Source organism: Tuberibacillus sp. Marseille-P3662 (assembly GCF_900178005.1).
GTDB lineage: Bacteria > Bacillota > Bacilli > Bacillales > Sporolactobacillaceae > Marseille-P3662.
This window is the reverse complement of record NZ_FXBS01000003.1, coordinates 395929-411034: the sequence shown is the minus strand read 5'-3', so window position 1 is coordinate 411034 and position 15106 is coordinate 395929. Positions and strand designations below refer to the sequence as shown.

At 42.2% G+C, this 15106-nt stretch carries 9 protein-coding genes and 2 riboswitches; all 9 genes read right to left on the bottom strand.

The window, feature by feature from the left end:
• Window positions 1-616: 616 nt before the first annotated feature.
• The 9 genes from B9Y89_RS03575 to gltB all read right to left on the bottom strand — a co-directional run bounded on the left by B9Y89_RS03575 (window position 617) and on the right by gltB (window position 15093).
• Window positions 617-1063 carry an SgcJ/EcaC family oxidoreductase gene (locus B9Y89_RS03575; RefSeq protein WP_085521574.1) on the bottom strand — a complete coding sequence of 149 codons (447 nt, stop codon included), beginning with the start codon at window positions 1061-1063 and terminating at the stop codon, window positions 617-619.
• Between the two features lie 63 nt (window positions 1064-1126).
• The gene (locus tag B9Y89_RS03570) at window positions 1127-1597 is read right to left on the bottom strand and encodes a GNAT family N-acetyltransferase (RefSeq protein WP_085521572.1); all 471 of its coding nucleotides are present in this window, start codon (window positions 1595-1597) and stop codon (window positions 1127-1129) included.
• Between the two features lie 193 nt (window positions 1598-1790).
• A complete protein-coding gene (locus B9Y89_RS03565; RefSeq protein WP_085521570.1) occupies window positions 1791-3116 on the bottom strand; it encodes a nucleobase:cation symporter-2 family protein in 1326 nt (441 codons plus the stop codon).
• Window positions 3100-3711: a xanthine phosphoribosyltransferase gene (locus B9Y89_RS03560; protein WP_085521568.1), complete on the bottom strand. Its 612-nt coding sequence runs from the start codon at window positions 3709-3711 to the stop codon at window positions 3100-3102. Before B9Y89_RS03560 ends, B9Y89_RS03565 begins: the two co-directional genes overlap by 17 nt.
• 134 nt (window positions 3712-3845) lie before the next feature.
• A riboswitch (purine riboswitch) is annotated at window positions 3846-3947 on the bottom strand.
• 86 nt (window positions 3948-4033) lie between these two features.
• Window positions 4034-4717, bottom strand: a complete 684-nt coding sequence (locus B9Y89_RS03555) for a YpjP family protein (RefSeq protein ID WP_085521566.1) — start codon at window positions 4715-4717, stop codon at window positions 4034-4036.
• A gap of 189 nt (window positions 4718-4906) precedes the next feature.
• Window positions 4907-5944 (bottom strand): ribonucleotide-diphosphate reductase subunit beta, encoded by a 1038-nt coding sequence (locus B9Y89_RS03550; RefSeq protein ID WP_085521564.1) that lies wholly within the window; start codon window positions 5942-5944, stop codon window positions 4907-4909.
• A gap of 27 nt (window positions 5945-5971) precedes the next feature.
• Complete coding sequence (locus B9Y89_RS03545; protein WP_139822694.1) at window positions 5972-8191, bottom strand: ribonucleoside-diphosphate reductase subunit alpha; 2220 nt, start codon at window positions 8189-8191, stop codon at window positions 5972-5974.
• A gap of 185 nt (window positions 8192-8376) precedes the next feature.
• Window positions 8377-8571: riboswitch (cobalamin riboswitch) on the bottom strand.
• A gap of 490 nt (window positions 8572-9061) precedes the next feature.
• On the bottom strand, window positions 9062-10525 hold the full coding sequence (locus B9Y89_RS03540) for a glutamate synthase subunit beta (protein ID WP_085521628.1): 1464 nt from the start codon (window positions 10523-10525) through the stop codon (window positions 9062-9064).
• Window positions 10526-10563: 38 nt separating this feature from the next.
• Window positions 10564-15093: a glutamate synthase large subunit gene (gene gltB, locus B9Y89_RS03535; RefSeq protein WP_085521562.1), complete on the bottom strand. Its 4530-nt coding sequence runs from the start codon at window positions 15091-15093 to the stop codon at window positions 10564-10566.
• Window positions 15094-15106: the final 13 nt, after the last annotated feature.

Here is a 15106-nt window from a genome sequence, read left to right as displayed (position 1 = left end):
CAGCGCTTGAGTTTTTGTTTAGTTTTCAAAGAGCAATCTATCGATTCGCTAAGGCTATTTCTCGTCAAAGCGACTCAATTAGTATATCAAAAGTTATCTTTAGTGTCAACAATGTTTTATCTTGTTTCCGGACGCTTCAAGAGCGACATCTATTAATATACCAAAACTTATTAATGAAGTCAATAGATATCTTCAAAATTGGCTTAGCTTCGCTCAAAAGCGACATTTATTAATTTATCAAAATCAACTGATTGAGTCAACAACTTTTTTTATATGATTTTTAGTTCAAAACAATTTAGTAGGATTCGCTATTTCGTTTTAAGATATGTTCCTTAAAATAATCTTGACTAGTTCCCAAAACCTTAAATTGTATAAGTAGAATTAGATGACCTTATCCCTATCAAGCATAATATTAATCCAACTGAAAAAATGAATACATTCCATTATTGAAGATACTTCTAACTTGGGTGTCACAATCATAATGAAGCGCCAACTAAAAAGATTAATATAACACCACATACCATTTAGAATTCAAGAACGCAGTCACCCTTCATAAATTATATTCCCATAAATTTTCTTTCCATTGCCTTAAAGACAGCAGCCATCTTATCTACCCTTACATAAATGAGTCTTTAAGCTCCTCTGTCATTTGTTCGACTAAATCAGGTCTCCCATGATACTGGGCTGGCGTGTTCTGAAACAGTTCAATTTCCCATGCATCATCTTTCTTAACTGCGACTAGCGTTTGATGAGCATTTAGTTCCGGAGCAATGTCTGTTTTCCCAGGTGGTACCATTCCTACAATAGCATGCAGCATAGCAGCAGATCCCAGCATTCGTATGTTCTTAACCTTACTTATAAATGGAGGTGTAGGATGATTTTTAAAAATGGGCTTAAGATGTGATAAAAGTTCCTCACGTCCAATGACCTTGCTCCCATCAAACCCAATTTGAACCCCATCCTCCGAAAACAGCTCAGCCATTCCATGAGCATCACGGTTGTTCCATGCATTGATGAGTTTGTGGTAAAGATCATGGATACCATCGTTCGTAGACGTGTTCATATTCTATTTCTCCTTTATTAAACAAAAGTGTTGATGTGACTATCATAAAGTATCTATATTATGTCATGATAACCTTTTCGACATTTGATAACCCGTCATGTCATAACCCATTTTTTCATAAAGGGATTTAGCTCGTTGATTATGTGCGAAAACATGTAGGCGTATTTGCTGGACACCCATTGACTGTGCATACTCGTCAATAGCTTCCATTGCGGCTGTTCCGAATCCTTTCCCACGCTGATCCTCATCAAGCTTAATGTCAAATATAATGGCTTGCTTTTCTTGATGATTTGATTGGACACGCAACCATAAAATCCCGATAGGTTCTCCATCATGTAAAATAGATAGCAGATGATGATCCTTTGTTTCTAGCCCATCTGGCAACAGTTGCTCAAATTGTTGCCGAGCCTTTTGAATGGCCTCTTCTTCTTTCCAATTTCCTGCTTTCACGTGTTCATCTGCATACGCTTTCAAAGCATGCTTATAATATTGATTAAATCTTTCTTCCGTCATTGATGTTAATTCTAGCGACATATGTATGCTCCTTTCAGCATCTATCCACCACAAAAATACTTTCCCTTTTTAAATAGAATTCGACTCATTAACGAATCATCCTTCCCGTTTATCGAAAGTAGTAGAATAAAAAACATGACGCTCAGGCAACACCCACTGTTATAATGGGAGCCTAAACGTCATGTTTTGGTGTTTTGGTATAAATCGTTTTACTTTACGATACCCGCTCAGCCTGAGTCTGTATGGCGGCTTTTTGCCGGGTCTTTTGTCGAGAAACACTCACATTAAATATGATATTCAAAAGAATCGCTGTGATACTGCCGGCCACAATGCCGTTATTCGTGATGATTTGTACACTGTTAGGTAACTGAGCAAACAGATCCGGCTGAACCGTGACACCAAGACCTAATCCGACCGAACAAGCGATGATCATTAAATTATCCTGCTTGGAGAAATCCACGCGACTTAACATTTTCACTCCTGAAGCAATGACCATACCAAACATAGCGACCATCGCCCCACCTAAGACAGGGGTTGGAATCAATGTTGTCAACGCACCAATTTTCGGTTCCAAACCAAATCCAATTAACAGTAAACCACATATCACGATGATTTTCTTTGATTTCACGTTGGATAGTTCAACAAGACCAACATTCTGTGAAAATGTTGTATACGGGAACGCATTGAATAATGAGCCAATCACAATTGCTAACCCTTCAGAACGGTAGCCCCGTTCCAAATCCTTATCATCCAACGGTTGATCACAGACATCGCTTAAAGCGAAAAACACGCCCGTTGACTCAATCAAACTGACAATCGCGACAATCACCATCGTTAATATCGCACTCAAGTGGAAGGTTGGCGTGGCAAAGTGAAAGGGTTCAACCATATGAAACCAATCGGCCTCACCCACTGACGACATATCAACCCTACCGAACATATAGGCCACAACCGTTCCGCCAATAAGGCCAATCAAAATGCTAATGGCTCTAATGAAGCCTTTAAAAAAACGATTGATTAAGATAATGAGTAATAACACGCCAAACGATAGCGCCAAATTCATCGGGCTACCAAAACGCTCACTACCTTGGCCTCCTGCCATCTTATCAATCGCAGTTGGAATTAAAGACATCCCGATAATGGTCACAACGGAACCCGTCACAACCGGTGGAAATAGTTTAATAATTTTACTAAAATACTTAGCAATTAAGATAACGACAAGCCCTGCAATCAGTATGGATCCATAGATACCTGAAAGACCGAATTGCTTACCGATGGTGATCATCGGTGCTACCGCCGTAAAGGTACATCCAAGCACAACAGGGAGTCCGATACCGAAAAACCGGTTTTTCCATACTTGAAGCAGGGTGGCCACACCACTGGCGGCAAGATCAATAGATACTAGGTAACTCAATTCCGTGCCCGACAAACCAAGGGCCTGACCGATCAGCAACGGTACAAGAACCGCACCAGCATACATGGCAAGAACGTGTTGGAAACCAAGGGACAACATTTTCCCTGGTTCACGTTTGAATTCCATTTGTGACCACCTCGCTCTCTTCGCGTTTGAAATCAATGTTGCCATTATCATGAAGCGCGGCAATCCGTGCAAGTGATTCAACATGATAACCTAATTCATCGAGTTCAGCTCGTCCATCTTGGAATGACTTTTCAATGACAATACCAAGACCAGCAACCTTGGCACCCGTTTGTTCGACAATACGAGCTAAGCCCTTAGCAGCCTCGCCTTTGGCAAGAAAATCATCGATGATTAAGACAGAGTCATGAGGCGTCAAAAATTGGTCAGAGATAAATATTTTATTTGCTTCATTTTTTGTATATGAATAGACATCAGCTGTCACTAGATCTTGCTTGAGGGTTAATGATTGTTTTTTACGTGCAAACACTAACGGAACCCCTAACGTTTGTGCTGTGAAAATCGCCGGTGCAATCCCAGAAGATTCAATGGTTAATACTTTTGTGATGCCTTTAGACCGGAAACGTTCAGCAAATGTATCACCGATTTGCTGCATAAGCTCGGGATCTATTTGATGATTCAAAAACGTATCGACCTTTAAGATATCGCGACTTAGCACTTGACCCTCTGATCTGATTTTCTGTTCTAATGCTTCCATGTTGTCTACCCCCTTAAATATTGGCGGAAGACGGTCGGATCCATAAGAAAAACCCAAACCGCCCTCACGACAGAGTGAGATGGTTTGGGTAAGCAAATAACACGCCAATCTATGTTAAATGAGACGTGTCAATATATGAAAACCAACTCACTCGTAGTCGGATGATTAACGGTCATCCGGTAGAAACTTGCAGGCCTTATTCCCGCGATTATACGAGTGTTTCAAAAGTGTTTATTTCAGTGTTTGATTGCATTATATCGCATGCATGGACATTTGTTAATAGTTCATAAAAAAAAAAGCTGCCGGCGTGCATATCGGCAACTTAGTTCACCCATTTGGGCGGCATATTTTTATCCCAATACACTTTTTCCAATTCACGGTGTGACTGGAATCCATCTTCATACGTATGGTAATGAAAGTTAAACCAGTAACCTTCTTGTGGCGGGTGATCCCGGCGCACATGGAATTTAATCATTTCCTCACCTGTGCGTGTATCATAGACATTCAGTATCCGTTCCCCGGTACCGCCAGCTGGATTATTGCTGACATCAACAAATTTCAAAAGATGATCATCGGTTGTATTCGCAAGTGATAGAACAGCATCGCCAAATTTTGGGACAATTTTTTGGCTATAAGTTGGACCAATTTCTGCTGAAATCGTGTCTCCAAACTTAGCAAAACCTTGCGATTCGGCTTGTTCACGTGTATATTCATTAAAACGTGCTAATAGTTCATCATTATCATTGATTGTTGCCGCAATTTCCGGCCAACTGTCCAGTGTCTCATTAGCATCAAAATCAGCTTGTTCGGTGGGTTGATCAACAACAAGGGTTTGCTCTACCGTTGCTGCTGACGATAATCCTTTATGATCTTTTGACCCTTCAATATCAGTATTGGATGGCTTTGACTCAGCTTGTATATTAACTTGTGGAACGACTGTCCCAAGCGTCAATACCGTTACCATCGTTACAAACGATTTTTTTAACCATTTTGGTAATTTTGGCATATGAATCGTTCCTTTGTGCTTTTGACACTATTTTCTCATGAAAAAAGCACAAACTCAATAAAATGGACTTGACAAATGTGTTACAATATTTTTCAAAATTTATTTCATAACTTCACACAGCCATCTTCATAATATCAAAAAATGAGCCCAGAAGACTGTTACTGCTTCTAGGAGCTCATTTAGATCATCCTATAAATCATCAAAACCGTTCGTATCGGTCACTTTCGTATATTGCCTTGATTTTTGTTCAAAGAAGTCACTTTTACCGGCATTGACATCCGAATAGGCCTTAATCCACGGTAACGGATTCTTATTATAGTCACTGAATGGGCTGTCCACACCTAATTGCTTGACCCGTGTATTAGCTGTGAACTTAATATAAGCTTCCAATTCTTCCATAGTGATACCATCAAATCGATCACCGATAATATAGCGGCCCCAATTAATTTCCAATTCCGCAGCCTTTATAAAGGTTTGGCGTACAAATTCGTCATTCTCGGCCGTCTTCAACTCTGGATAATCTTCACGTACGGCTTTAAATATACGGGCAAACAAGTTCACATGCTGCTGTTCGTCACGATTAATATAATTTATCATCGTTGATGTCGATACCATCTTTTGATTACGTGCAAGATTATAGAAAAAGGCGAAACCAGAATAAAAGTTGAGTCCCTCAAGAATGACATCAAAAACGATGGACTCCATAAACGTTTGCGGCGTGGGATCATCGATAAATCTTTGATAGCCCTCAACAATAAAATCATTGCGCTCTCTTAAGACTTCGTCATGCTTCCAATATTCAAAGATTTCATCTTGGTTTTGCTTATTGGTCACACTTGATAAAACATAAGAGTAAGATTGATTATGAACCACTTCCTGAAAGCCTAGTACGGTCATGAGGGCACATAAACTTGAGTCTGTTAAATAATTGGCGACCCGTCCGGCGTAATCCGTCTGAATACTGTCCAAGAACGCTAATAGACCGATAATTTTATTAAAAGCACGCTGTTCATCGTCTGTTAATTGTTGATATTGTTTGATATCATTCGACATATTAATCTCAAACGGCGTCCAAAAGTTCGACAACATTGTCTTATACAGCGAATAGGCCCACGGAAAGCGCGTGTCATCCCAGTTAAGAACATTTGAACTCGTCCCATTAATAATGCCAGTCGACGCATTTGGGGCATTCACATCATACAGTTTCCGTTCATGTAATGTTTCCAAATCAATTCCTCCTCCTTCTGAACCCTATTAAGATTCGCAGCTTTCACAATCATCGACCTCTGTGGACGTTGATCTTGTATAATAAGTGGTCTTAAGCCCCGATTCCCAAGCTTCAAAATGAAGACCTAATAAGTCTTTCGCCTTGATATCATTGTGGACATAGATATTAAACGAAACCGATTGGTCGATGTGTTTTTGTCTAGCCGCGTTTTGTCTAATACTCATGCTTTGGTCAATATTAAAGGCGGACTTATAATACCAGGTCGTTTCGACATTCAAATCAGGCGCTGTAACTGGAATCTTATAATTTTTCTTTTCTTCCGAATAGGCTTTGCTAAAAATCGGGTCAATGGACGCTGTTGAACCAGCAATGATCGACGTTGATGAATTCGGGGCAACAGCCATTAAATAGCCATTCCTTATACCGTGTGCCTGTACATCCGCTTTTAGCGCTTGCCATTGGCGACTGGTATAACCATGCTGGTCAAAATAGTCACCTGTTGACCAATCCGATCCATGAAAAGTTGGATAAGCGCCCTTTTCCTTAGCCAACTCACAGCTCGCCTTAATCGCATGATAGGCGATTGTTTCATAGATTTGGTCAGCATAGTTCACAGCCTCTTCCGATTCCCACGCAATTTTTTGAAGGGCCAGTAGATGGTGCCATCCGAAGGTTCCTAGACCTACCGCACGATATTTTTGATTCGACTGGCTCGCTTGTTTGACTTCGATATCATTAATATCAATAACATTATCAAGCATCCGAACTTGGACCGGAATTAATCGCTCTAGTACCTCATCTTGAATCGCACTGGCCATCGAAATCGATGATAGATTACAAACGACAAAGTCACCCGGTTCTTTCATAATGATAATTTTACCGTCCTCAACTTTTTCTTCTGTGACAGTTGTCGCCGACATATTTTGGACAATTTCCGTACAAAGGTTACTTCCGTACACCATGCCTTCATGCTTATTCGCATTCATCCGATTGGCGGTATCCCGATAGAACATAAACGGTGTTCCCGTTTCAAGTTGGGAGACCATGATTCGTTTAAAAATATCGATAGCCGGTACCTTTACTTTCGACAAGCCTTCATGGTCAACACAAGCCTGGTAATGGGCTCGAAACTCACCGTTACCTTTGGTTTCATCATAAAAGTCTTCTAGTGAAAATCCCATCACTTTTCGAACTTCATGCGGATCAAATAAATACCAATCTTCCCTGGCAGCAACCTTTTCCATAAATAAGTCAGGAATACAAACGGCCGTAAATAAATCATGGGTCCGATACCTCTCATCACCGTTGTTTAGTTTGGCGTCAAGGAAATCAAAGATATCCTGATGCCAACAATCCAAATAAACGGCGACAGCTCCCTGACGTTGACCCAATTGATCGACGGAGACAGCCGTATTATTTAATTGCTTCATCCAAGGCAGAACACCTGAAGAAACACCTTTGAACCCTTTTATATCGGATCCACGGGAACGAATCTTGCCAAGATAGATACCAATGCCGCCGCCATTTTTTGATAGCGTCGCAACATCCGTATTCGAATCATAGATGCCGCGCAAACTATCATCCACAGTATCTATAAAACATGAGCTTAACTGACCATAAGACTTGCCCGCATTGGCCAATGTGGGTGTTGCCACGGTCATATATAGATTTGATAAGGCCCAATAGGCTTCTTTAACCCACTCAAGCCGGCGATCCGCTTGTTCCTGTTTCATCAAAGTCATCGCAATGATCATCAAGCGTTCTTGTGGAAGTTCATAGATATGTCCTTCATAATCCCGAGCTAGATAACGATCACTCAAGGTTTTAATACCTATGTAAGTAAAAAGAGAATCTTTATCAGAGTCAATAGTATTTTCCAACTCTTGAATATCTTCATGGCTATAAGTATTGATTAATTCATGAGAGTAAACGCCCATGTTCGTCAACGTTTCAATCAGTCCGTAAAAATCACCATAACCTGATGCAATATCACGTCTCGTCTTTGTCTCTTCATAGAGTTGTTGTAGGAAAACATAAGCTGCGGCATAGGTCCAGTCCGGTTCCTCGGCTGTGATTTTTTCTAATATATTAAGCGCCAATAGCTGGTCAAGTTCAGCCTCATTTTTATGTTGACTTTGCTGACTTGTTTTTTCGATGACTGCCGATATATCTAGTTGTGGAAATCGTGCTAGAAGTTCACCTTCTAAGCGATTTAATTTTGGTGAGACCCTTTCAGTCGTCTGCATGTTCAAGCTCCTTCCAATCATTTGGGCATAAAAAAACCCATCCATATTCAGGATGAGGTTGAAACGACACAGACCTTTAAAAGCATGTAAAAGAAACATATGAGATCATCTATTAAAAAATAATAGACTTACTCCCGTCACGTTCCCGCCGGCGCCGTTTCATTCACTCAGATCCCCGAAGTTTATGAAACGCTATAGATAAGGTAGGTCTACTGGCTTGTGCTTCATCCTACTCCGGGCCTTCCCATACAAAAAGCACAAAAGCTGATTGTACAGTGGCTACTTCCGTTTCGTAACACTGACAGTTGCGGGGACAGCTCCGGCCTTTCACCGGATTCCCTTTTAATTCCTTGAAGGACACCTTAACTATCACGAATATACAACATATTGAATTCCACATCGAATTATAGCGCAATATATTGTATATTTCAATGGCTTTTATAAAAATGACGGTAAAATAGATTAAAAAGGGCTCACCGTTTGGGTGAACCCATCATTGGGGAAGAGTAAAACAAAGAGTTTTATGATGGAGAAACAGAAGTGAATAACTAAACAATGACTCTCTTTGTTTTAATTTAACTTCTGCAACTTTATTATAACAGTTCTGATCCTATAGAAGTATCGGGAAAAATACTAAAAATCCCCCTGACTGAGTTGGGGAACAATTGATCTTTTTTCCCAAATTGGTATCATTTGATCAAATGAATTTAATAATAAGGATATACTAACACAGATTAATGATTATTAGAACAATAACACCCATCTTTCAAACTTAGGACCTATAAGAGGGTGGATAATCAACGTTACTTATTCTATCAATCTAAAATAAACCGGCGCAATAAAAGCACCGGTTGTTTAATCTCGGAATCATTAACTTGTTAATTGGGCGGTCTCCATCAAATACTGATGACAGGAATCAGCCGCTTCACGACCCTCACGAATAGCGTTCACGACTAAACTTTGACCGCGACGAGCATCACCCGCTCCAAAGACTTTCGCCCGATTGGTCTGGTACGTTTTCCGATTGGCAGCCAAGCTGCCTCTTTGATTAACAGCTAAACCAGCATGATCGATCTCCTGTTCAACACCTACAAATCCGATAGCAATCAGAACAAGATCAACGGGCCAAAACTCTTTAGAGTTTTCACATTCACGCATATAGGATTGGCCGGCTTCATCTACATCGGAGACGATTCTTACCGTCTCCAATCCTATAATTTTGCCATCTTCGTCACCCACAAAACGCTGCGTTTGAATACTGTACTCTCTTGGGTCTTCTCCTTTAGTGACTTTCGTCTCTTTATAAGCGTAGTCAAGTGAGAAGACTTGCGGGTACTCGGGCCAAGGATTGTCTAAAGGCCGTGTTTCAGGTAACGCAGGGTGCTTACCAAACTGAACAATACTTTTTGCTTCTTGTCGTAAAGCCGAGGCCACACAGTCGGCGCCAGTATCGCCGCCTCCGATTACAACAACGTTTTTATTCTTAGCTGATATTTTTTGGTTATAACTTTGATGATCATCTAATAGGGTCTTTGTACTGTCCTTTAAATAATCCATGGCAAAATGGACTCCGTTCAACTCGCGCCCTTCAATCGGTAGATCACGGTGTTTTTGTGCACCTGTACAAACGATGACGGCATCATAAGTTGTCTCAAGCTTCTCGAAAGATACATCTTCACCAATGGATACACCCGTTTTAAAGCGAATGCCCTCATCCTCCAAAATGGCGATGCGCCGATTCACCCATTTCTTATCCAGTTTCATATTTGGGATACCGTACATGAGCAAACCGCCAAGACGGTCATCACGCTCATAGACAGTCACGTGATGGCCAGCTTTATTCAACTCATCGGCAGCCGTTAAACCAGCAGGACCCGAGCCAACAACAGCTACTTGCTTACTCGTTCTCTCATGAGGAGGCATCGGCTTAATCCACCCTTCCTGATAAGCTTTGTCAACAATTGCTTGTTCAATTGTCTTAATATTGACAGGTGATGTTGGGAGTGCCGCAGTACAAGCTCCTTCACATGGAGCCGGGCAAACACGGCCTGTAAATTCCGGAAAGTTATTCGTCTTCATCAGACGGTCAAAGGCTTCTCGCCACTTTCCTCGTGATACAAGTTCATTCCATTCAGGAATCACATTATATAAGGGACAACCGGAGGCAACCCCACTCCACTCAATCCCCGTTTGACAAAAGGGAGTGCCACAATCCATGCAACGTGATGCCTGTTCCTCGACATCTTCCTGGGGCATAGACTGTTGATATTCATCCCAATGAGATATTCTCTCAGATGGATGTTCTTCCGGTTGTTCTACTCTTGGTATATTCATAAAATCTTTCGGATCTGCCAAACTTACCCCTCCTTACGTCACGAAACTGTTTCATAACTATCCGTCTCATTTTGGGGCAGGGGGTTACCTGCCTGTTTTCTATTAAAAGCTTCCAGAATCGCTTCATCATGTGTTAAGCCTGACTGTTTTAATGCAGTTATGGCTCGAAGCATATTTTGATAGTCCTTTGGAATCACCTTAAGCACCATGGACTTGATTTTGTTCCATCTTGACAACATTTGTCGAGCTTTCGGACTTCCCGTATATAGCAAATGCTCCTCAAGCATAGCTTTAATCTCAGCATCTTCGTCATCAGTCAATCCAGTTTCAATGGCAACCATTTCCCGATTGATACGATCAGCCATATCATGGTCTGTTATATCAGGAATAATATAAGCCTGGCCACCTGTCATACCAGCAGCAAAGTTTTTGCCGATATCACCAAGTACGAGCACCGTACCACCGGTCATATACTCACAACCATGATTGCCGACACCTTCAACAACGGCATGCGCACCACTATTTCTAACACAAAAACGCTCGCCAGCACGACCACGGATATAAGCCTCTCCGCTAGTCGCACCAAAGAAGGCTACATTACCGGCAATCACCTGATCATCGGGCTTATGCATATTCATATCAGGTCGAATCATCACCTTGCCACCCGATAGACCCTTTCCAAGATAATCATTTGCATCACCATCAACTGACATTGACATGCCCTGAGGGACAAACGCTGCAAAACTCTGCCCCGCCGAACCAGTGAAAGACATTTGGAACGTGTCTTCAGGTAAACCGTCAGCCCCATGCTCACTAGATATGTGATGGCCTAAGACGGTACCCACAGCCCGGTCAGTATTATTAATCTCATAATGTCTCATCATCGGTTGTTGTTCAGCTATCAAGCCTTGAAAATCAGGGAGCAAGTGCCGATAGTCAAAACTGTGCTCCAATTGATGATCCTGTTCACGAGCAAATCGGCGCTCCAAATTCGCATCAACGGGTTGCAGCAATGGATCTAAGTTAAGATGCTTAGCTTTAGAATGGGAATCCAGCTTTGATTTCTTGGCTAATACCGATGTGTCACCAATCAATTCATCAAGAGTACGAAATCCTAGTTCAGCAAGCAGCTCCCGGATCTCTTGTGCAATAAATTGCAAATAATTGACGACATGTTCCGGTTTTCCCATCATTCGTTTTCTTAGCTCTGGATTTTGAGTGGCAACACCAACGGGACAGGTGTCAAGGTGACAGGCTCGCATCATCACACAGCCAAGAGCAATCAGCGGAGTGGTTGAAAAGCCATATTCCTCAGCACCTAAGGATGCAGCTATTAACACATCCCGTCCCGTCATCATTTTTCCGTCAGTTTCAATAGTGACTCGATCACGCAGCCCATTTAACACCAATGTTTGCTGGGTTTCTGCCAAACCTAATTCCCACGGAAGGCCCGCATGCTTAATACTTGAACGTGGTGATGCTCCTGATCCACCGTCATGACCACTGATTAATATCACATCAGCTAATCCCTTTGCAACGCCGGCAGCAATCGTACCCACACCTGATTTCGCAACCAGTTTGACACTAATCCTCGCCTTTGGATTAGCCCGCTTCAAGTCGTGGATGAGTTGAGCCAAATCCTCGATTGAATAAATATCATGGTGAGGCGGCGGTGAAATCAGCCCAACACCCGGTGTCGTGCCGCGAACCTCTGCTATCCAGGGATAAACTTTATGGGAAGGGAGCTGCCCCCCTTCACCTGGTTTGGCCCCCTGGGCCATTTTGATTTGGATTTCGTTAGCGTTTGATAGATAGTGACTGCTCACACCGAATCTACCTGATGCCACTTGTTTGATCGCACTTTTTCGATCAAGGCCATCATCATCAAGTTCGTAACGCTCTGGATCCTCACCGCCTTCACCGCTATTACTTTTTCCGCCGATGATGTTCATAGCAATCGCAAGCGCTTCGTGAGCCTCTTGACTTAACGCACCGTAGGACATCGCTCCGGATTTGAACCGGCGCGTAATCGCCTCAACTGGCTCGACTTCATCAATGGGAACTGGCTGACGGTTGCTATTCAACGTCAATAAATCGCGGATATTAACTAAACTCTCTTGGTTGGCTAATTCACTAAATTGCTTATATAATTCATAATCATTTTTTCGTGCAGCCTGTTGTAACGTATGGATGGTCTTCGGATTGAGCTGATGATGCTCACCACCGCGGCGCCATTGCATGTCACTGCCGGAATCCAATGTTGCTTCAGCTGAATCATCAAAGGCTTGCTGATGTCGTCTGAGGGCATCCGAAAAGATATCTTCTAACGAAATGCCATCCAGTTGCGAAACCGTTCCCGTGAAATAGCGCTCAATCACGTCTTGACCAATACCGACCGCTTCAAACGTTTGCGCACCACGATAACTTTGAATTGTTGATATTCCCATTTTTGACATAACCTTGACAATACCCGTGGTCAAAGTAGAGAAATAGGTTTGAGTTGCATCTGCCTTCGAAACCCCTTCAATATGACCATCATCAATGAGTTGATGAAGCGTGGCCACACCAAGATACGGATACATAGCGTCTGCTCCGAATCCAAGCAGCATCGCCATTTGATGCACGTCCCGTGCCTCTGCCGTTTCAATAATCAAACTGACTTTTGTCCTTATCCCCTGGCGAATAAGATAATGATGGACGGCCGATGAAGCAAGCAACGCGGGAATAGCGGCATGATTAGTATTAACACCTCTGTCTGACAATACCAAGACCTCAGCCCCCGCTTCTAGGCAATCATCCACTTGAGTGAATAAGCGGTCCATCAAATCCTTGTAATCAATTGAAGCATCCGTTTCAAAGTTAAGCGAAACAGTATCCGTCTTTAATAAACCTGCAATTTGTTGAATTTGGTCATAGCCAATAACAGGTTGCTGCAATTGCACCCGACGACAATGATCGGCTTCCGGTTGCAGGATATTCCCTTGCGGCCCCATCCATGTCAGTGTTGCCGTCATGCTTTCTTCACGGATGGCATCAATGGGCGGATTCGTCACCTGAGCAAACCATTGTTTGAAATAGTTATACAATAACTGCGGCTTTTCCGATAACACAGCTAAAGGGGTATCCACCCCCATTGAACTAAGCGGATCCTTACTATCCGTAACCATCGGTTTTAACCCTTTCATTAACTCTTCATAGGTATACCCAAAAGCCGTCTGTAACTTAAAGAGTTCCTCCGGCGTTATATCAGGTTCCTGCTCATGTTCATGATCCACCGTCATTTTCTCTTGACTGAGCCACGCCCCATAAGGTTGTTCCGTACTGAGATTTTGTTTATATTCTGTATCAGGGATGATACGTTTTTCTTCTAAATCGATGACTAATAGTTCACCTGGTTTGATCCGGCCCTTCGTCTTGACTTCCGATTGAGGAACGTCAACGACACCGAATTCCGATGAAAAAATGATTTTATCATTGTTCGTTAGATAATAGCGTCCAGGTCGTAAGCCATTCCGGTCTAATAAAGCTCCGATTTGCTGCCCATCTGTGAAAGCTAATGCCATTGGACCATCCCAAGGTTCCATAAATGCACTATGATATTCATAGAAATTCTTCATAAGTGGATCAACATCGTCTGAACGTTCCCATGGCTCGGGAACCATCATTAATGCCGCATGCGGCATCGGACGTCCGCTAAGGGTTAGAAATTCTAATACATTATCAAAAACAGCCGAATCGCTGCCCTCATTATCAATAACCGGATGCAATTCCGATAAATCATCACCAAAAACGTCGGTCGACATCTGCTGTTCCCGGGCTTTCATCCAATTAATATTGCCTCTCAACGTATTAATTTCACCGTTATGAACCGTTGATCGATTCGGATGCGCCCGCTCCCATGTCGGAAAGGTATTTGTGCTAAAACGCGAATGCACTAAAGCTAATGCTGATGCAAACGAAGGATGACTTAAATCAAGATAAAAGTCTTTCAAACGTTCTGGTTTGATCATCCCTTTATAAACGATCGTCCGACTGGAAAAACTGCAAAAGTAAAGATCTGAACAACGTTTTTCCACGCTTCGTCTTATAATATATAACGCCCGTTCAAATTGTTTTTGATCCATGCCGAACGCTTTTTTTACAAACACCTGCTTGATGGAAGGGCAATCTTCATTAGCTTTCCGGCTGATCCTTTCGTTATTTACCGGGACATCGCGCCACTCTATTAAAGTTAAAGATGATTTTTTTATAATTTGATTGATTTCGGTTTCATAAGTTTCTCTTAAACGTTGCTCCTGTGGCATGAACACCATACCTACAGCATAATCGCCCGCTTGAGGTAAATGACACGGGAGATGATCGCGAAAGAATTGATCCGGGATCTGAACGAGGATACCCGCACCATCACCCGTATCATCATTTTGACCAGCCCTGTGATTCAGTCGGCTTAACATATGCAAACCATCTATAATCGTTTCGTGTGATGGTTGATTATTAATATCAGCAATGAAACCGATCCCGCATGCATCATGCTCAAAATCCGACCGGTACATTCCGTTGTTTTGCATCAAAACATCTCCC